This window comes from Haemophilus sp. CCUG 60358, assembly GCF_001679485.1.
GTDB lineage: Bacteria > Pseudomonadota > Gammaproteobacteria > Enterobacterales > Pasteurellaceae > Haemophilus_D.
On sequence record NZ_LZOZ01000014.1, the window covers coordinates 292,052 to 310,727 of the forward strand.

Annotated in this window: 15 protein-coding genes and 1 other RNA gene; 5 read left to right on the top strand and 11 right to left on the bottom strand. The window is 40.1% G+C overall.

The window, feature by feature from the left end:
• Nucleotides 1-47: 47 nt before the first annotated feature.
• On the bottom strand, nucleotides 48-1,427 hold the full coding sequence (gene cysS, locus A9500_RS06475; protein ID WP_065244317.1) for a cysteine--tRNA ligase: 1,380 nt from the start codon (nucleotides 1,425-1,427) through the stop codon (nucleotides 48-50).
• A 111-nt stretch (nucleotides 1,428-1,538) separates the two neighbouring features.
• Here cysS and A9500_RS06480 point away from each other — a divergent pair, with 111 nt between their 5' ends.
• Together A9500_RS06480 and A9500_RS06485 are read left to right on the top strand one after the other, a co-directional pair.
• Nucleotides 1,539-2,048, top strand: a complete 510-nt coding sequence (locus A9500_RS06480) for a peptidylprolyl isomerase (RefSeq protein ID WP_005699853.1) — start codon at nucleotides 1,539-1,541, stop codon at nucleotides 2,046-2,048.
• A gap of 58 nt (nucleotides 2,049-2,106) precedes the next feature.
• On the top strand, nucleotides 2,107-2,895 hold the full coding sequence (locus A9500_RS06485; RefSeq protein WP_065244318.1) for a TatD family hydrolase: 789 nt from the start codon (nucleotides 2,107-2,109) through the stop codon (nucleotides 2,893-2,895).
• Here A9500_RS06485 and nrdG read toward each other — a convergent pair.
• Nucleotides 2,892-3,359 (bottom strand): anaerobic ribonucleoside-triphosphate reductase-activating protein, encoded by a 468-nt coding sequence (nrdG, locus tag A9500_RS06490; RefSeq protein WP_005696501.1) that lies wholly within the window; start codon nucleotides 3,357-3,359, stop codon nucleotides 2,892-2,894. The genes A9500_RS06485 and nrdG overlap by 4 nt on opposite strands.
• Before the next feature lie 127 nt (nucleotides 3,360-3,486).
• Here nrdG and ffs point away from each other — a divergent pair.
• Nucleotides 3,487-3,585, top strand: an RNA gene (gene ffs / locus A9500_RS06495) — signal recognition particle sRNA small type.
• Between the two features lie 26 nt (nucleotides 3,586-3,611).
• Here the strand turns inward: ffs and cydC are convergent.
• The 9 genes from cydC to grpE all read right to left on the bottom strand — a co-directional run bounded on the left by cydC (nucleotide 3,612) and on the right by grpE (nucleotide 15,879).
• Nucleotides 3,612-5,342: a cysteine/glutathione ABC transporter ATP-binding protein/permease CydC gene (gene cydC / locus A9500_RS06500; protein WP_065244319.1), complete on the bottom strand. Its 1,731-nt coding sequence runs from the start codon at nucleotides 5,340-5,342 to the stop codon at nucleotides 3,612-3,614.
• Entirely contained in the window at nucleotides 5,342-7,102 is a 1,761-nt protein-coding gene (gene cydD, locus A9500_RS06505) for a cysteine/glutathione ABC transporter permease/ATP-binding protein CydD (protein WP_065244320.1), read from the bottom strand. Before cydD ends, cydC begins: the two co-directional genes overlap by 1 nt.
• Before the next feature lie 146 nt (nucleotides 7,103-7,248).
• Nucleotides 7,249-8,202: a thioredoxin-disulfide reductase gene (trxB, locus tag A9500_RS06510; protein WP_065244321.1), complete on the bottom strand. Its 954-nt coding sequence runs from the start codon at nucleotides 8,200-8,202 to the stop codon at nucleotides 7,249-7,251.
• Between the two features lie 89 nt (nucleotides 8,203-8,291).
• Nucleotides 8,292-9,149: a co-chaperone YbbN gene (locus A9500_RS06515; protein WP_065244322.1), complete on the bottom strand. Its 858-nt coding sequence runs from the start codon at nucleotides 9,147-9,149 to the stop codon at nucleotides 8,292-8,294.
• A gap of 113 nt (nucleotides 9,150-9,262) precedes the next feature.
• Entirely contained in the window at nucleotides 9,263-10,573 is a 1,311-nt protein-coding gene (locus tag A9500_RS06520) for a nucleobase:cation symporter-2 family protein (protein WP_065244323.1), read from the bottom strand.
• A 133-nt stretch (nucleotides 10,574-10,706) separates the two neighbouring features.
• Nucleotides 10,707-12,104, bottom strand: coding sequence for a DASS family sodium-coupled anion symporter (locus A9500_RS06525; RefSeq protein WP_065244324.1), 1,398 nt, complete (start codon nucleotides 12,102-12,104; stop codon nucleotides 10,707-10,709).
• Nucleotides 12,105-12,262: 158 nt separating this feature from the next.
• Nucleotides 12,263-12,844 carry a uracil-DNA glycosylase family protein gene (locus A9500_RS06530; protein WP_065244325.1) on the bottom strand — a complete coding sequence of 194 codons (582 nt, stop codon included), beginning with the start codon at nucleotides 12,842-12,844 and terminating at the stop codon, nucleotides 12,263-12,265.
• 74 nt (nucleotides 12,845-12,918) lie between these two features.
• Nucleotides 12,919-15,045 (bottom strand): anaerobic ribonucleoside-triphosphate reductase, encoded by a 2,127-nt coding sequence (gene nrdD, locus A9500_RS06535; RefSeq protein ID WP_065244326.1) that lies wholly within the window; start codon nucleotides 15,043-15,045, stop codon nucleotides 12,919-12,921.
• 264 nt (nucleotides 15,046-15,309) lie between these two features.
• Nucleotides 15,310-15,879: a nucleotide exchange factor GrpE gene (gene grpE, locus A9500_RS06540; protein WP_083180361.1), complete on the bottom strand. Its 570-nt coding sequence runs from the start codon at nucleotides 15,877-15,879 to the stop codon at nucleotides 15,310-15,312.
• A gap of 130 nt (nucleotides 15,880-16,009) precedes the next feature.
• Between grpE and A9500_RS06545 the strand changes: the two genes are divergently transcribed.
• Complete coding sequence (locus A9500_RS06545; protein ID WP_065244328.1) at nucleotides 16,010-16,900, top strand: NAD(+) kinase; 891 nt, start codon at nucleotides 16,010-16,012, stop codon at nucleotides 16,898-16,900.
• Nucleotides 16,901-16,976: 76 nt separating this feature from the next.
• Entirely contained in the window at nucleotides 16,977-18,653 is a 1,677-nt protein-coding gene (gene recN, locus A9500_RS06550) for a DNA repair protein RecN (protein ID WP_065244329.1), read from the top strand.
• The last annotated feature ends 23 nt before the right edge of the window (nucleotides 18,654-18,676 follow it).

Consider the following 18,676-nt stretch of genomic DNA (forward strand, 5'->3'; position numbering starts at 1 on the left):
CACCTTGAGTTTGAAAAAATGGAAAATTGATGTGAAAAATTGCGAGATTATTGTTTACGCCACGTCGTGCCGTTGGCGCCATCTTCTAACACGATACCCATTGCCGTAAGTTCATTACGTGCCGCATCTGCTGCAGTCCAATCTTTAGCGGCACGGGCTTCGTTTCGTTGTTTGATAAGCGCTTCAATTTTTGCGACTTCATCATCGTCAGAACCAGCTTGTAAGAATTTTTCTGGATCTTGTTGAAGTAAACCTAAGATACCCGCTAATTCACGTAAACGAGCAGCAAGACCATTGGCTTTTTCTGCATCTTCAGTTTTCAATTTATTGATTTCACGCGCCATTTCAAATAAGACAGAAAGGGCATTCGGTGTATTGAAATCATCATCCATTGCCTCACGGAAGGCTTCCACAAAATTTTCACCACCAAAAGCAACCGCACTTTGATCGGTGCCACGTAAAGCGGTGTACAAACGTTCTAATGCACCTTGTGCTAAATTCAGGTTTTCTTCACTGTAGTTGAGCTGGCTGCGATAGTGTGCTGTTAGTAAGAAATAACGCACCGCTTCTGCATTGTAGTGGTTTAATACATCACGAATAGTGAAGAAGTTGCCGAGGGATTTCGACATTTTTTCTTTATCTACCATGATCATGCCAGAATGGATCCAATAATTCACATATTGACCACCATGAGCACAGCAAGATTGCGCAATTTCATTTTCGTGGTGCGGGAACATTAAATCAGAACCACCGCCGTGAATATCAAAATGTTCACCAAGTTGTTTACAGTTCATCGCTGAACATTCAATGTGCCAACCTGGACGACCAGCACCCCATGGCGATGGCCAGCTTGGTTCGTTTTCTTTCGACATTTTCCAAAGCACGAAATCCATTGGATTTTTCTTGATTTCATTAATTTCAATACGTGCACCGGCTTGTAATTGGTCAAGATCTTGGCGCGATAATTTGCCGTATTCTTTAAAGCTTTCCACGTCAAACATGACATCACCATTGTCTGCAACATAAGCATGACCACGTGCAATCAGTTTTTCCACAATCTCAATAATTTCAGGGATATGATGCGTCGCACGAGGCTCAAAATCTGGACGTAGTACGTTTAACGCATCAAAATCTTTATACATTTCTTGCACCATGCGATCTACAAGTTGATCGCAGGTTTCTTTGTTTTCTAATGCACGTTTAATGATTTTATCGTCCACATCAGTGATATTACGCACATAAGTTAAATCGTAACCTAAAGAACGTAAATAGCGGGCAATCACATCAAAACATACAAAGGTACGACCATGGCCAATATGGCATAAATCGTAAACGGTCACGCCGCACACATACATACCCACTTTTCCTTTATGGATAGGTTTGAACACTTCTTTTTCACGAGTGAGGGTATTAAAAATCTTTAACATATTTTTTCTCTTAAAACTAGTTGGAAAACGACCGTACTTTTTCTGCTCCTTGTGGCACTTTCTCGCCATTTGTGGAATAATGAATGCCTTAATTTTCAAGAGGAAAACAAAATGGTTACATTACACACAAATTTTGGCGATATTAAAATTAAACTTGATTTTGATAAAGCGCCAATCACTGCAGAAAACTTTTTAAACTATTGTAAAAACGGTTTCTATAATAACACAATTTTTCATCGTGTTATTGATGGATTTATGATTCAAGGCGGTGGTATGGAAAGCGGAATGCGTGAAAAAGCAACAAACGCACCGATCCAAAATGAAGCTAACAATCGTTTAAGTAACAAACGTGGCACAATCGCCATGGCGCGTACCTCTGATCCACATTCTGCAACGGCACAATTCTTCATTAACGTGGCAGATAATGACTTCTTAAACTACCGTTCAAAAGAGATGTTTGGCCGTGAAGTGGTACAAGAATGGGGCTATGCCGTATTCGGTGAAGTGGTTGAAGGCATGGATGTGGTTGATAAAATCAAAAAAGTAAAAACCGGTAATAAAGGCTTCCACCAAGATGTTCCGACCGAAGATGTGGTGATTACATCCGTTTCTGTTGAATAATTAATTCGGTGTGTGGATGCGTAATCTACACACCTTTTTTCTTAAGTGAAATAACGTTATGCCTTTCTTCGATACTCATACCCACCTCGATTATCTTCATCATGACACGGGAGAGCCATTAGCTCAGCTCGTAGAGAACGCTAAGCAAGCTGATGTGCAGAAAATCTTGATTGTGGCGGTAAAAGAATCGGATTTTAAAACAATCCAAAATATGACCGCACTTTTCTCTGAGCATCTTTATTGTGGACTTGGGTTACACCCTCTTTATATCAAAGAACATCAAGAGCATGATTTAGAGATATTGGATGCGGAGCTATCTGTACGTGATCAAAATTGTACAGCCGTAGCAGAAATTGGTTTAGAGTGTGCGATTCCAGAGTTATTGATGGATGAATTATGGCAAAAGCAACAGCTCTTTTTGGAGAGCCAGCTTTATTTAGCGAAGAAGTACAATCTGTCGGTTAATTTACATAGTCGAAAATCCCACGAGCAATTATTCCGCTTTTTAAAACAAGCCAATTTGCCAAAATGTGGTGTCGTGCATGGTTTTTCAGGAAGTTATGAGCAAGCAAAAAGATTTGTGGATTTAGGCTATAAAATTGGCGTAGGCGGCACAATTACTTATGAACGCGCGAATAAAACGCGTCAAGCGATTGCCAAGTTACCATTAGAGGCATTGGTGTTAGAAACGGATACACCAGATATGCCCGTATTTGGCTTTCAAGGGCAACCTAACCGACCAGAGCGGATTGTTCACACCTTTGACGCTTTATGTAGTTTAAGAAGTGAAAATGCTGAAGTGATCAAAGAAACGGCTTGGCAGAATAGCTTAACCTTATTTGGTTAAACCTTAAAACGATAAATCACTTGATTGGCTGAACCACGCCAAACCAAGCTTGGGTCAGCCTGTTCTTGTATAAATTTTCCATCAATGAGCACGTCAATATAAGGCAACATTTGACGTTGATAATCATCAAGTTCATCCAGTTTATATCCCGTCCATACCCAAATATCCTTATCTGGACATTCTTTTTTTACACGTTGTACAAAAGGAAGTAGGGCTTCAACATTACGAGGATGCATCGGATCCCCACCAGAAAGCGTGAGCCCTTGACGTTTAATGCGCGTATCTTTTAAATCATTGATGATTTGTTGTTCCATCGCTTCATCAAATAATACGCCATTATCAAAAGACCAACTCTTTTGGTTGTAGCAACCACGGCAACCATGCGTACAACCGCTAACGAAAAGGGTACAACGTGTACCTTCGCCATTTACAACATCGGTAGGGTAGTATTGGAGATAGTTCATGGTTTTACCTTAAAAGTGCGGTTGATTTTCTCGTCAAATTCACTGAATTGATAAATTAACCTTTGCAATACAGGGGCAATTCTTGCATAATAGCCCACCTAATCGCATTGCGATATCAATGGAAATCTTCTCGGTCTCTCGCAACGGTGTCCGGTTTACTCGGTCAGGTTCGGAAGAAAGCAGCCAAAGTCGGAATTTCTGTGTGCCGAGAATAAGCTGGGAAGATTTCCACCCAACTTATCCTTCCTTGTTTTACACACGCTCCACTAATTGTTTGAAGAACCCTTTTTCTAATTGCAATAATTCTGAATAAGTGCCTTTTTCAATTAGCTTCGCTTCATCAATCACACAAAGCTCATCAAATTGCTCAATCGCCGTTAAGCGGTGAGTTACCATAATTAAGGTTTTATTTTCAGCATGGGCAAGAATTAAACGCAGAATTTGTCGTTCAGTTTCGCGATCTAAACCTTCAGTTGGCTCATCTAATAATAAAATTGGCGCATCATTAAGCAAAATACGCGCTAAGCCCAAACGACGTTGTTCTCCACCAGAAAGTGGACGACCACCATCACCTAGCCAAATATCTAAACCTTGTTCTTGTTCCAACAACTTTCCTAAACCCACTTGATTTAACACCTCGATCATTTTTTCATCTGAAATATTGACCGCACTTGCAAATTGCAGATTTTGACGAAGTGTATCGCTAAATACATGAACACGTTGTGTTAAAAAGCAGAATTGGCTGCGTAATGTGTCTTCTGCATAATCAGCAATTGGCTTGCCAGCAAGGAATAAATCTCCTTGATTAGCATCATAATTACGCACTAAAAGCTGTAATAACGTGGATTTTCCGCTACCTGTTTTACCTAGAATCGCAACTTTTTGGCCTTTTTGAATGGTTAAATTCAGGTTTTCTAAAGCACGATTTTGACGTTCAGGATAAGTAAAAGAAAGATCTTCTGCTTCAATTAATGTAGTCGCGTTTTGATCGAACTCCGCTTTGCCATTAAAAGCTACTAATGGTTGTTGTTCGATAATATCTGTCACGCGTTCAGCTGACGCAATCACTTGCCCGATATGTAAGAATGCTGAACCTAATGGCATTAAGATTTCAAATGAGCCTAAAGCGGCAAAAGTGAAGAGCGCAATAAACGCCATACGATATTCATCGTTACCAAACTCCGCTTGTGAGCTAAACCACAACATTGCGGCAATAATCAAACCATTTAAAAAGAGTGAAAGGGCGGTTGAAAATCCGCTTAAATTAGCTTCTTTTTGCTGGTCTGCTTGCCAGTTAGCTTCGGTTTTTGCCATGTTATCTTTTAATTTATCTTCAGCATTAAAGAGTAATAATTCAGCTTGTGCTTGGATAAATTCTAAGAATTGTGTGCGGTAAAGTGCACGTGAATGCACGAGTTTATCACCAAATTTTTTACCCAGTTGGTAAAAAACGGTTGGAATGACGAATACTAATAAAAGCAGGCTCGCACCTAGACCTAAGGCTAAAGTGGCATTGACGAAACTGAGGCCAATACACATAGCTAGAATCACAAAAATAGCCGTAATAAATGGCGCAATTAAGCGAAGATAAAGGCTATCAAGGGTATCTACATCAGACACTAAGCGGTTTAGCAAATCGCTGTTACGGTAGCGATTTAACACCGCAGGGCTTAATGGAATAATTTTCTCAAAAACTTGTACCCGTAATTTAGCCAAAATGCGGAAAGTCGCATCGTGCGTCACCAACTTTTCAAAATAGCGGAAAAGAGTGCGGCTAATAGCAAGCCCACGCACAGAAGCAGATGGATAGAAGAAATTAAATAACGTGCCAAGACCAGCAATAGCTGTTGCGGCTAAAAACCAACCCGATGTGGTCAGCAAGCCAATGCTAGATGCAAGGCCTGTAATCATTAAAATCAAGCCTAAAAATAAAGGCAACTTGGCGAATTTAAATAAACGTAAAAAGGGAAGTAAAGCACGCATTATTGAATATCCTCTTTTCGTTGAGCCAATAATTCGGCAAAGAAGCCTTGATCTTTTAATTGGTTGAAATGCCCTTGTTGAACAATTTCACCTTCTTGCATCACAAAAATATTGTCACATTGTTTTAGATCTTCAATACGGTGTGTGATCATTAAGGTCGTTTGGTTATGGCTCATTTCTGCAAGGGCAGCAAGTACCAGATTTTCAGACTGAGCATCCAGGCTAGCCGTTGGCTCATCGAGTAATAATAAATTGCCTTTGCGTAGTAAAGCGCGAGCGATCGCTAAGCGTTGCGCTTGGCCTACGGATACCCCTATCCCACCATCTTTAATTTCGCTATCCAAGCCTAATTTATCGGTAAATTCTTTCGCTTGAGCGGAAATCAAGTCTTGCTCAATTTGAGCATCAGTTGCTTGAATATCACCTAAAAGTAGATTTTCTTTGATGCTACCTTGTAGTAGTAATGGGTTTTGACCTACCCACGCAATTTGTTTGCGCCAGTCGCTTAAACGGCTTTGATTCAGTTCAACACCATTAATTTTTAAGCTGCCTTCATAAGGTAAGAAACCGAGTAATACATTGATTAAAGAGGTTTTTCCTGCACCACTTTGGCCCACAAGGGCAATATGGCTTTCTTTCGGAATATGGAATGAAAGAGGCTTCGTTAATGGTTGGCCTTGTGGCGAAAGCGCTACTAAATTTTCAGCCTGAATTTCGACCGCACTTTGTACTGGAATTTGTTCATTGCCTTGATGTGCAATTAAATAATCAGCTTCTAAGAAATCGACAATGGCATCAGCGGCGCCAATACCGGCTGCACGATCGTGATAATAAGTCCCGAGATCACGCAATGGTTGATAAAACTCTGGTGCCAGAATTAAGCAGAAAAAGCCAGTAAATAAGGTCAGCGTGGTGCCATAAGTGCCAAATTCGACTTGGCCTAAATAGCTAAAACCAAAATACACCGCCATTAAAGCAATGGAAATGGAGGTGAAAAACTCTAATACAGCAGAAGAGAGAAACGCCATTTTAAGTACAGTCATGGTTGTTTCACGGAAGTCTTCCGTTGTATTTTCAATATGTTGAGTTTGTTCTGAAGTGCGATTGAAAAGACGCAAGGTTTCTAAACCGCGTAAGCGATCCAAGAATTGTGCACTTAAGCGAGAAAGGGTCGCCATATTTTTTTGGCTGCTATCTGCTGCCGCAATCCCTACCAGAATCATAAAAATTGGCACAAGTGGTGCGGTCACCATCAAAATCAGTCCTGCCGCCCAGTTGAGCGGGAATACGGCAATTAAAATCACCATTGGTACAATGGCAGACAAACTTTGCTGTGGTAAGAAACGCGCATAGAAGTTATGCAGATTTTCCACTTGTTCAAGCATGATACTTGCCCAGCTTCCGGCGGGTTTGTTATTGATGGTTGCGGGACCAACTTGATGGATTTTGTCTAAGATCTTTTGGCGCATATGGTTGCGCAGTAATCGACCTGCTTTAAAGCCAATTTTTTCGCGTAGCCATAAAATAACCGCACGCAAAGCAAAAGTAATGATTAATGCAATAAAATATGGAGCCAGTTCAGTGCGATCGACATTTTGCATAATCAGCTTGTCGAGCAATGTCGCAAGAAAATAGGTTTGAGCCACAAGAATTAAGGAAGAAAGTGTGGCAAGGGCAATATTGGTGCGCATTAATTTTTTAACAGGTTGTTGCTGCGCACGAAGCCATTTTTGTAAATATTTTTGGCGAAGTTTGTCCATAGATTTGTAGAGTTAGTATTTAAAAAGTTCTCCCTCTCTATTGAGAGGGAGCTTGAAGGGCGAGTTTATTGATACAAAATTGATTCTTTAAAATCTCCCTTAACCCCTCTTGGCTAAAGAGGGGGAAAATAAATAAGGAAATTTATTTATTCTTGTGCATCTAAATAACGTTCAGCATCTAATGCAGCCATACAGCCGGTACCCGCTGAAGTAATGGCTTGGCGATAGTTGTGATCCATCACATCTCCCGCAGCAAATACGCCTTGCACAGAGGTCGCTGTTGCATTGCCTTCAAGACCAGATTTAACAACGATATAACCGTTGTTAAGTTCAAGCTGACCTTGGAAGATTTCAGTGTTTGGCGCATGACCGATGGCAATAAATAAACCGTCTAATTTGATGTCCTCTTTTTTGCCGGTTTTCACGTTTTCTAAACGTACACCAGTTACGCCCATGTTATCGCCTAACACTTCATTCAAAGTGCGGTCAGTATGAAGCACGATTTTGCCTTCTTCGACTTTTTTGTATAAGCGATCGATTAAGATTTTTTCTGCGCGGAAACTATCGCGACGGTGGATTAAATGTACTTCAGAAGCAATATTAGCCAAGTAAAGTGCTTCTTCAACGGCGGTATTTCCGCCACCGACAACGGCAACTGGTTTATTACGATAGAAGAAACCATCACAGGTTGCGCAAGCTGAAACGCCACGGCCTTTATAAGCGGTTTCAGATTCTAATCCGATATAACGTGCTGATGCCCCTGTTGCGATGATTAATGCATCACATGTGAAAGTTTGCATATCACCATAAAGTTTGAATGGGCGAGAAGATAAATCGACTTTATTGATATGATCAAACACGATTTCCGTTTCAAATTTTTCGGCATGTTGCAACATACGTTGCATTAAACCTGGACCAGTGGTCATTTCAAAATCACCCGGCCAGTTTTCAATTTCATCAGTAGTGGTAAGTTGCCCGCCCTGTTGAAGACCGGTCACTAAAACAGGTTTTAAGTTTGCACGTGCGGCATAAATAGCGGCGGTATAGCCTGCAGGGCCTGAACCTAAAATTAATAATTTGCTGTGTTTAACGTCTGACATAAAGAATCCTTTGTTTATAAAATAAAGCATGAGGCTTTTGGAATTCGTTCATTATAAAGCCTTCATGCATAAAAAAATAGTTGATCGTATTAGTAAAGCAATGAATACAGCAATCGGCGATATTTATTGGTGATAGGATCTGCATTGCCAATGGCTGATAAAATAGATAAAAACTGTTGTTTCACTTCACCATTTTCTGCAGAAAGATCTTGTTTAAGAATGCTAAATAATAAGTCTAATGCTTCTTCGTTTCGATTGGCTTGATGTAGCTGAACTGCCAATTTCAACGCAATTTCAGGCGTTGGATTTTTCGCATAATCTGCTTGTAATTGCTGAATTTCTGGTGTATCAGCCGCTTTAATTAAAAGCTCAATCTGCGCTTGTAAGCCATGCCAACGGCTGTCGCGATCCTGAATTGGAATTTGTGCCAAAATATCCGTCGCTGGCTCCGTTTTCTTCATGGCAATATAGGTTTCCGCATAAAGTAATGCCACATCGCTGTTTTTCTTATCTGAAAGCTCCCAGGCTTCTTTCAGTAATGGAAGGGCAGAGTCGTAATCTTCCACTTGTAAAAAATCCAAGGCTTTTTGGAATTTTAAATCTTCTTCTTTTGGCAAAATGGCGCTTAAACGTTGTAATAAGCTGGTTTCATCTAATGCACCTGGAAACGCATCTAATGCTTGTGCCGCTTTAAAAAGATAAGTTGTAGGCAACGCTTGAATACGAAATTGTGCAGCAATCATTTGCTCCGTTTCACAATTGACTAAGCCGAGAATAAATTGTCCTTGGTGTTGTTCTGCTACGCGTTGTAATACATTGGCAAAATCAGCCGATTCTTTATGGCTTGGTGCATAAAAGTTAATGACAAGCGGGGTTTCCACCGAACGTTGCAACGTTTCGGTAAGGTTTTGTTCGTTGAGTTCAACTAAAAAAGGTAAATCTGCCATTTTTATTCCTTGATAAATGGAAAATGATGCATGATTTTAACAAAGTGCGGTCAGTTTTAGAAATGTTTTACAGGAAAAGAAAAGGGCAGTGTTAATCTGCCCTTATTTACTATCTATTCTTTTGTTTCTTCCACTTTATCTTCAGGAAGCACGAGATTAAGAATTAAGGCAAGTAATGAGCCTACGGTAATGCCTGAACCGAGTACTTCTTTGAAAAAGTGGGGTAATTTATCAAGCAATTCTGGACGAGTCGTCACGGCTAAGCCACAGCCAATGGAAATCGCGATAATTAAACCATTACGTTTGCTACGTGCCACTTTATCCAACATTTGGATACCTGCAGCGATAATCATCGCGAACATCATTAAGCCTGCACCGCCTAATACTGGTAATGGAATTGATACAATTAATGCACCAAATACAGGGAATAAGCCCGCTAGCGCTAGAAGTACACCGGTTAGCGCAACCACGTGACGGCTTGCCACGCCCGTTAGTGAAATGACACCAATGTTTTGTGAGAATGAAGAGAATGGTGTGGTGGACATAATGGCAGCTAGGGCAGATCCTAAGCCGTCGGCTAAAACTCCACCGCGTAAATGTTTACCGGTTATTTCTGTTTGAGTCGCATTACCCAGTGCTAAGAAGTTACCGCTTGATTCAACGATTGTGACTAAATACGCAATGGACATGCCGATAATGCCTGAAATTGGGAAGGCTAAGCCAAAGTGTAGTGGTTGTGGAATTGCGAAAGTTTGCGCTTGTTTTACGCCTTCAAAGCTCACCCAGCCCATCGCCAAACAAACAATATAACCTGTCATCATCCCAATAACGATCGCAGCAGCGGAGAAAATACCCTTTCCCCATTGAACGAGCGCAACCACGATCACCAACACAAAGCTCGCCATTATTAAGTTTTCTGGCGTAGCATAATTCGCATCACCACGTTGACCACCCGCGAACCAGTCAACAGCAACAGGAATCAGGCTTAAACCGATCATCATAACGACAGTACCAGTCACAATCGGTGGGAACAATTTACGAATATACGGCATAAAGAAACTGCCGATAATCATCACTAGTGAACCAACAAGAGAAGCCCCTAAAATACCGGCAATACCATATTCACTAAAACCAATGGCAAGTGCTGCGGCAACGAAAGTAAAACTGGTTCCCATCACACTTGGTAAACGAATGCCCACAGGTCCTAAGCCTTTACACTGGATAACCGTGACTACACCAGAAATCAAGAGTGCAGCATTTACTAGCGTAATGGTGTCTTCGGTAGGTAATTTTAAAACGTTACCAATGACCAATGGTACAGCAATAATTCCCCCAAGAGCAGCAAGTAAATGTTGTGCCGCAAGGAGTAAACTCAATCCGAAAGGTGGTTTGCCTTCCACCGTATAAAGCAGGTTGTTATTCATTTGGTTTCCCTAAGTAAAAAAATTGTGCGAATTATACGTTAATTTTTATTTACCGCAAACGTTTGCGTAAAGAAAATAAAAAAGTGCGGTTAAAAATTACGTGATTTTCAACCGCACTTGTTTGATTTAAAGGCTACATCCAGAATAGATAAGCAATGGTTGCGATAATGACCATACAAGTTAAATCAATAAATTTACCCACGCGGATCATTTCGGATTGTTTAACGAAACCAGTGGAGTACACAATTGCATTCGGTGGTGTACCAACCGGCATCATAAAGGCACAAGATGCACCTAGGCCGATAATCATCGCAAAGCCAAGTGGTGGCATATTCAGTGCTTGTGCGATGGAAATAAAGATTGGGACAAGTAAGGCCGCACTTGCTGTGTTTGACGTAAATTCAGTCAAGCAGACAATAAAGGCTGCAACAATTAATGCCATCACATAGTAGTGTCCGCCTTCAATGATGAAGACGATACCATCCGACATGATTTTGCTTGCACCAGAATGGGTAAGCACAGAACTTAAGGTTAAGCCGCCACCAAAAAGGAATAACACTCCCCATTCCGTATTGTCTTGTACTTCTTTCCAGCTTGTGATACCAGTTACACAAATGATGATTGCAGCCGATAGAGCAACCATACTGTCAAAACTGCCAATGGGTTTTGGTAGCCCTAATAATTGAGAAAGAATTGGATTGATGTAACCACCAAAAATCCAAAGAATTGCCACGGTCACAAAGATAGTTAAGGTTAAAATACGTTTTTTCGTCATGTGAATTTTGGCAAATTCCGCATCAAAACGAAGGCCAAGTTTGGGTTTAAAAACAAGGTATAACCAACCAATAATTACAGGGAATAAAATCAGCATGACTGGAGTGCCATACATTAACCAGTCTGCAAAACCTAGATGAAGTTGAGATGCTGCAATGGCATTCGGTGGGCTACCTACAAGGGTTCCCATACCACCGATGGTAGCACTATAAGCAATGCCTAATAATACGAATACATAAGTATTGTGATCTTTATTACGGTCTAACTGACTTAAAATAGTCATTGAAAGTGGAATCATCATTGCAGCAGTAGCGGTATTGCTCATCCACATGGACAAAAATGCTGTTGCGACGAATAAATAGAGTACAGCAACAGATAACCGACCCCGCGCTAACTGCATGATTTTATTAGCGATCATTTGGTCGATCTTTTGCACATTTAATGCTGTTGCAAGTGCAAAACCACCGAAGAATAAAAAGATAGTTGGATCTGCAAAGGCTACGAGGGCTTCGCGACTATCAGCTAATCCTAATAGAACAGATAGAATTGGAACGAATAATGCAGTGATGGTTACACTAACTGCTTCGGTGAGCCATAGAATGGCCACAAATGCGAGTAAAGATAATCCTTTATTCTCAGCAGGGGCAAAAGGAAGTGTATTGAGTAGAATAAAAAAGAGAGCTACATCAGAAAGGAATATAATAGTTTGTTTATTCCATGCTTTTCGTTGAGAGTTTGTGACAGATATTACTTGCATATTTTTTCCTATATTTTTAAGGCCGGCGATTTTAGCATAACAGGCCTCAGTCAGGAAATAATGCATACTAAAAATTGATTATAATAAAAGAAAGTGCAGTCAAAACTGGATGCTTTTTGACCGCACTTCATAATTAAATATCAATTTAGTGAGATAAATTAACGAGATAAAATCGCTTTCACTTGTTTTTGTAATGTTGGAACTATCTCTTGTTCAAACCATGGATTTTTCTTGAGCCAAATTTGGTTGCGTGGAGAAGGGTGAACGAGCGGGAGAAAGTGAGGGAGAAAATCACGGAAATGGTAAACAGTCTCGGTTACATTAAGGTTATTTTCTGGCAAATAGTATTTTTGTGCATATTGTCCAATGAGAATCGTCAGCTCGATATTTGGTAAATTAGCGAGAATTGCTGGATGCCATTTTTCCGCAAAATCTTTGCGTGGTGGTAAATCACCCGATTTTCCTTTGCCTGGGTAATAAAAATCCATCGGAATGACAGCAAACATACCTGAATGGTAAAAGGTATCACGATCCACACCCAGCCATTCACGTAGGCGATCACCGCTTTTATCATTCCAATATAAACGACTTTCTTGAGCTTTAATTCCTGGGGCTTGTCCGACGATATTAATACGAGCTGTCGTTGGTGCAGCAAAAAGCGGTTCAATGCCTTTTTCGGTGAACGATCGATTATCGGGATCTTGCATGATGGATTGAGTGATTTGTATAAGTGTTGGCATAGTACTTCCTTATTTATTGAAATAAAAATAGCTCACTTTTGATGAGCTATTTTATCATAATTAATATCGCGACATTATAGGTGTTTTACTCGACGTTTTACTTCTTCTTGCTTGCCCGCATTGAATGGACGAGCGTCAGGGCTGCCGAGATAACCACAAACCCGTCGGGTTACGGAGACTTTTGCACTGTCATGATTACCGCATTTCGGACAGACAAAGCCTTTACTTGTGCAATTAAACTCTCCTGTAAAACCACATTCATAACATTCATCAATTGGCGTATTAGTGCCGTAATAAGGCACGCGATCGTAGCTATAATCCCATACATCTTCGAGTGCTTTCAGGTTATGTTGAATATTTGGGTATTCGCCATAACAGATAAAGCCGCCACTCGCTAATTCAGGATAAGGCATTTCAAAGTCTAATTTATCGTATGGATTCACTTTTTTCTCTACATCTAAGTGATAGCTGTTAGTGTAGTAGCCTTTATCGGTAACGCCGTCAATGACACCAAATTGTTTGGTATCTAAACGGCAGAAACGATCGCACAAGTTTTCACTTGGTGTGGAATAAAGGCTAAATGCATAACCCGTTTCTTTCTGCCATTGTTTTACCGCTTCATTTAAACGACGCACAATCGCGATGCCTTTTTCACGCAGTTGTTCATCGTCAAAAATATGCCCTTTTTTATACAGTGCATTGATGGTTTCGTGAATACCAATATAGCCTAAAGAAATTGATGCTCGTCCATTTTTGAAAATATCCGCAACATTATCATCGGCTTTTAGTCGAACGCCGCAAGCGCCTTCCATATAGAGAATTGGCGCGACACGCGCTTTGGTATTTTCTAAGCGCGCAATACGGGTAAGTAAGGCTTTCTTCGCGAGGGCTAAGCGTTCATCTAAAGTGCGGTAGAATTTTTCTTCATTTCCTTGTGCTTCAAGGGCAATGCGAGGCAGATTCAGACTTACGACGCCTAAATTATTGCGACCATCATGCACTTCATGCTCGTTTTCTTCATAGGCACCTAAGAAGCTACGACAACCCATTGGGGCTTTGAATGAGCCTGTGACTTTAACCACTTGATCATAGTTTAAAATATCTGGATACATGCGTTTTGAAGCGCATTCTAATGCCAGTTTTTTAATGTCATAGTTCGGATCTCGTTCGTTTTGGTTCACACCTTTTTTAATGGTAAAGACCAGTTTAGGGAAGACCGGTGTTTTATGATTTTTACCCAAGCCACGAATACGGTTTTTCAAGATTGATTGCTGAATTAAACGTTCTTGCCAACTTGTGCCTAAGCCAAAACCAAAGGTAACAAACGGCGTTTGACCATTGGACGTATGGAGCGTATTAACTTCATATTCAAGGGATTGAAACGCATCAAAACATTCTTTTTCAATCAACGCTTTTGCATAACCTTCAGCATCCGGAATTTGCCATTGGGCGGCATTTTTCAAATGTTTTTCAAAGCTGAGTTGAACATAAGGTGCAAGCACTTCATCAATGCGATTAATGGTTGTACCGCCATAAATATGGCTGGCTACTTGAGCAATAATTTGTGCGGTAACCGCTGTTGCTGTGCCGATAGATTTCGGTGGTTCAATTTCGGCATTACCCATTTTAAAGCCATGCGAAAGCATGCCTTTTAGATCAACGAGCATGCAGTTAAACATCGGGAAAAATGGTGCGTAATCTAAGTCGTGATAGTGGATTTCCCCTTTTTCATGGGCTTCAACGACATCTCTTGGCAGAATATGACGTTTGGCATAATGTTTTGCCACAATACCCGCCAGTAAATCACGTTGGGTAGGGATAACTTTCGCATCTTTATTTGCGTTTTCATTAAGCAATTCCACATTGCTTTGCTCAATCAGTCCTTCAATTTCTTTGGTTAATTGGCTGCGTTTTTCACGTGCAAGATCACGATCGTGACGATATTCAATATAAGCACGTGCAATTTGTGGATACTTGCTTGTCATTAAGTGATCTTCAACGATTTTTTGAATCTGGTTGATATCAATTTCATGCTGATAATGACTAAAAATTTCAGTATTAATCTGCTGGCTCAGATCATGGATATAAATTTCATCAACAATATTGACCGCACTTGCTGCTTTTTTGATTGCATTAGTAATACGTTGTAGGTCAAACCCAATTCGTGAACCATCACGCTTAATCACGAAGAAAGCGTTCATTTTACGACTCCTGTAAGGTAGCTATGAAAAAATTGAAAGCACTATATATAGTTTTACTTAATAGATCAACGCACAATATGTAGTGTTATTTTATGTTTTTTGATGGTTAAAATTGAGTTGAAACCTTGATAAATCTGGAAAGCAAGAGTGTTTTTGTTGAGAATTATTCTCAAATTATTTTTTAATAAATTTGACCTGAATCAAGTTTTTTGGCAATAAAAAACGGACGAAAAATCGTCCGCTCTTTAAGTCATAGAAAAGAAATTAAGCTGCAACCATTACCATAGCTGGGCGAATCACACGACCATTTAAGGTATAGCCTTTTTGTAAAACGGTGGTGATTTGGTTGCTTTCAAACCCTTCAGCTGATTGCATAGAGATGGCTTGGTGGAGATCCGGGTTAAAGGTTTCACCCACTGCACCAACAGGTTCAACACCAAAGCGAGCCACCGTTGAGAGTAACTCTTTTAAGGTTAGTTCCACTCCATCGAATAACGCTTTGATGCTTTCATCTTCCTTATTAGCAGGTGTTGAAAGCGCGCGCTCTAAGTTATCAATGGTATTTAAAATGTCTTTTGAAAATTTTTCTAATGCAAATTTATGCGCTTTTTCAATATCTTGTTCGCTACGGCGACGCATATTGTCAATTTCTGCACGAGTACGAAGCAATAAATCTTGTTCTTTTTTAGAGGTTTCTTCTACTTGTGCTTTTAATTGTTCTTCAAGCTCTTGTACACGAGCGATAGCTTCTTCTAACGGATCTTCCGTTGAAGTGGTTTCTTGCTGCACTTCTTCAACAAGTTCTTCATTTAAGTTTTGTGCTTGTTCTGACATCTTTTTCTCCATTTATCAAAAATTAGTGCTATTTTAGCAAAACTGAATTGCTATGTAATATAATGGCTAAAATTTTAAATTCAAGTGCGGTCAGAAATCGGTGAGTTTGCACTTGGGAGTAATCATAGTTATGGATGAATTAGTTAAATCATTTAAAACCATCGCTTTAATGGGAAAACCACGTCGCGATATTAATTTGCAAATGCATAAAAACTTGTATCAATGGCTGAAAGAGCGAGGGTATCAAGTTTTAGTGGAAAAAGACGTTGGTGAAAAATTTGGTTTACCAGAAGAGGTTTTAGCGACAGTTGAACAAATCGGTGAGAAAGCACAACTTGTGATTGTGATTGGTGGTGATGGCAATATGCTAGGGCGAGCTCGCATTTTGGCTAAATATCATATTCCAATGATTGGTATTAACCGAGGTAACTTGGGCTTTTTGACTGATATTGACCCGAAAAATGCTTATGCACAGCTTGAAGCTTGTTTGGAACGCGGCGAGTTTTTTGTCGAAGAGCGTTTCTTGTTGGAAGCAAAAATTGAACGCAATGGCGAAATTATTTCTAGCGGTAATGCTGTAAATGAGGCGGTGATTCACCCGGCTAAAATTGCGCACATGATTGATTTCCATGTTTATATCAATGATAAATTTGCCTTTTCTCAACGTTCAGATGGCTTGATTGTTTCCACTCCAACAGGTTCAACGGCTTATTCGCTTTCCGCTGGTGGCCCGATTTTAACGCCAAATTTAAATGCGATTGCTCTTGTGCCGATGTTCCCACACACACTTTCTTCTCGACCATTAGTAATTGATGGAGACAGTAAAATTTCAATTCGCTTTGCAGAACATAACACTTCACAGTTGGAATTAGGCTGTGATAGTCAAATTGCACTCGATTTTTGCCCAGATGATGTGGTGCATATTGAAAAAAGCCCGCATAAATTGCGTTTATTACACCTGAAAAATTATAATTATTACAATGTATTAAGCACAAAATTAGGCTGGCTTAAAAATTTCTAATCCAAAAAGTTAAAAATCTCTTTACTGTATATTATATCAGTTATAATATATGGATATACAGTTAAGGAGATTTTTTATGCTAACCCAACTTACCATCAATAATTTTGCAATTGTTCGTCAATTAGAGATTGAATTGGCGAAAGGAATGTCTGTGATCACGGGGGAAACCGGCGCAGGAAAATCTATTGCTATTGATGCGTTGGGATTATGCTTGGGGCAGCGTATTGAAACTTCTATGGTTCGAGAAGGGCAGGAAAGAGCTGAAATCTGTGCCACGTTTTTTATTGAACCAACCAATCCTGCTTATCAATGGTTGCAAGAGCAAGAATTACAAGATCCAGATAATCCCTCCGATTGTATTCTACGCCGCGTCATTAATGCAGATGGGCGTTCTAAAGCCTTTATCAATAGCACGCCCGTATCGGCTTCCCAATTAAAAGAAATAGGACAATATCTTATTCATATTAATGGGCAGCACGCTTCACAATTATTATTGAAAAATGATTATCAGCTTCAGTTGGTGGATACATTTGCGCATCACAATGATTTACTCGCACAAATGCGAGAAGATTATCGAGCATGGAAAAATCTTCAAACGCAAGTTAAAAATTTCCAACAAAAAGTTGCCGAAAATGAAGCGAAGAAACAACTTTTACAATATCAGGTAGAGGAATTGGATGAGTTTGCACTTCGTCCAAATGAATATTTAGAATTAGAAGAAGATCAACGTCGTCTATCAAATAGCGAACAGCTGACACAGTTATCACAATCAGCCTTACAGCTACTCAGTGAAAATGAGACCGTGAGTATCGATTCTATGCTTTATCGTGCGACACAGTATATTGATGAATTAAGTGAGTTAGATCCTCGCTATGCTTCCGTCCAAACAATGTTGAATGATGCACTTATTCAAGTGCAAGAGGCGACAAGTGAAGTGCAGCATCTTGCTTCTCATATTGAGCAAGATCCGATGTTATTACAAGAGATTGAGCAACGTTTAGGGCAAGCTTTACAACTTGCACGTAAGCACAATGTGAAACCAGAAGAATTGGTGGAGTGGCATCAAAAATTAAAAGCAGAATTGACCGCACTTTTAGATTTTTCAGAAAGTGAAGAGCGCCTGATTTTAGAAGAAAAAGCCGCCTTTGAGAAAATGCAACATACGGCAAAACAATTACATGAAAGCCGTTGCCAAGCTGCAGGGAAATTAGCACAGCAGGTTACACATTCTATCAAAGGGCTTGCAATGGAGAATGCCGAGTTTTTCATTGAAGTGAATTCAGATTTAACTAAAGTGACGGCAAATGGGGCAGATAATATCGTCTTTACTTTACGCAGTAATCTAGGACAGCAGGCACAACCGCTAGCAAAAGTGGCATCAGGTGGTGAGCTTTCTCGTATTTCATTAGCGATCCAAGTATTAACGTCCGATCAATCGGCAATTCCAACGCTGATCTTTGATGAAGTTGATGTCGGTATTAGCGGTAAAACCGCGAGTGTAGTGGGTAAATTGTTGCGTCAATTAGGCGATAAGTGCCAAGTACTGTGTGTGACCCATTTACCACAAGTGGCGTGTCATGGGCATCATCAATTTAATGTTGAAAAATTTACTGTTGATGATAAAACAGAAACCAAAATGACCGCACTTTCTCAAGAAGAACGCGTTCCTGCTCTTGCAAGATTACTCGGTGGCAGTGAAATTACGGATCTTGCTTTAGCGAATGCACAAGAGATGTTGGATTTAGTCAAGTAAAATGAGGCAAATGAATGGGCGTT

Excerpts from the sequence above, each read along its gene's own strand:
- nrdG (WP_005696501.1), bottom strand. The coding sequence starts at position 3,359 with ATGAACTATCTCCAATACTACCCTACCGATGTTGTAAATGGCGAAGGT.
- A9500_RS06480 (WP_005699853.1), top strand. The coding sequence starts at position 1,539 with ATGGTTACATTACACACAAATTTTGGCGATATTAAAATTAAACTTGAT.
- cysS (WP_065244317.1), bottom strand. The coding sequence starts at position 1,427 with ATGTTAAAGATTTTTAATACCCTCACTCGTGAAAAAGAAGTGTTCAAA.
- grpE (WP_083180361.1), bottom strand. The coding sequence starts at position 15,879 with ATGTCAGAACAAGCACAAAACTTAAATGAAGAACTTGTTGAAGAAGTG.
- recN (WP_065244329.1), top strand. The coding sequence starts at position 16,977 with ATGCTAACCCAACTTACCATCAATAATTTTGCAATTGTTCGTCAATTA.
- A9500_RS06530 (WP_065244325.1), bottom strand. The coding sequence starts at position 12,844 with ATGCCAACACTTATACAAATCACTCAATCCATCATGCAAGATCCCGAT.
- A9500_RS06525 (WP_065244324.1), bottom strand. The coding sequence starts at position 12,104 with ATGCAAGTAATATCTGTCACAAACTCTCAACGAAAAGCATGGAATAAA.
- trxB (WP_065244321.1), bottom strand. The coding sequence starts at position 8,202 with ATGTCAGACGTTAAACACAGCAAATTATTAATTTTAGGTTCAGGCCCT.
- cydD (WP_065244320.1), bottom strand. The coding sequence starts at position 7,102 with ATGGACAAACTTCGCCAAAAATATTTACAAAAATGGCTTCGTGCGCAG.
- A9500_RS06515 (WP_065244322.1), bottom strand. The coding sequence starts at position 9,149 with ATGGCAGATTTACCTTTTTTAGTTGAACTCAACGAACAAAACCTTACC.
- cydC (WP_065244319.1), bottom strand. The coding sequence starts at position 5,342 with ATGCGTGCTTTACTTCCCTTTTTACGTTTATTTAAATTCGCCAAGTTG.
- A9500_RS06545 (WP_065244328.1), top strand. The coding sequence starts at position 16,010 with ATGGATGAATTAGTTAAATCATTTAAAACCATCGCTTTAATGGGAAAA.
- nrdD (WP_065244326.1), bottom strand. The coding sequence starts at position 15,045 with ATGAACGCTTTCTTCGTGATTAAGCGTGATGGTTCACGAATTGGGTTT.
- A9500_RS06520 (WP_065244323.1), bottom strand. The coding sequence starts at position 10,573 with ATGAATAACAACCTGCTTTATACGGTGGAAGGCAAACCACCTTTCGGA.
- A9500_RS06485 (WP_065244318.1), top strand. The coding sequence starts at position 2,107 with ATGCCTTTCTTCGATACTCATACCCACCTCGATTATCTTCATCATGAC.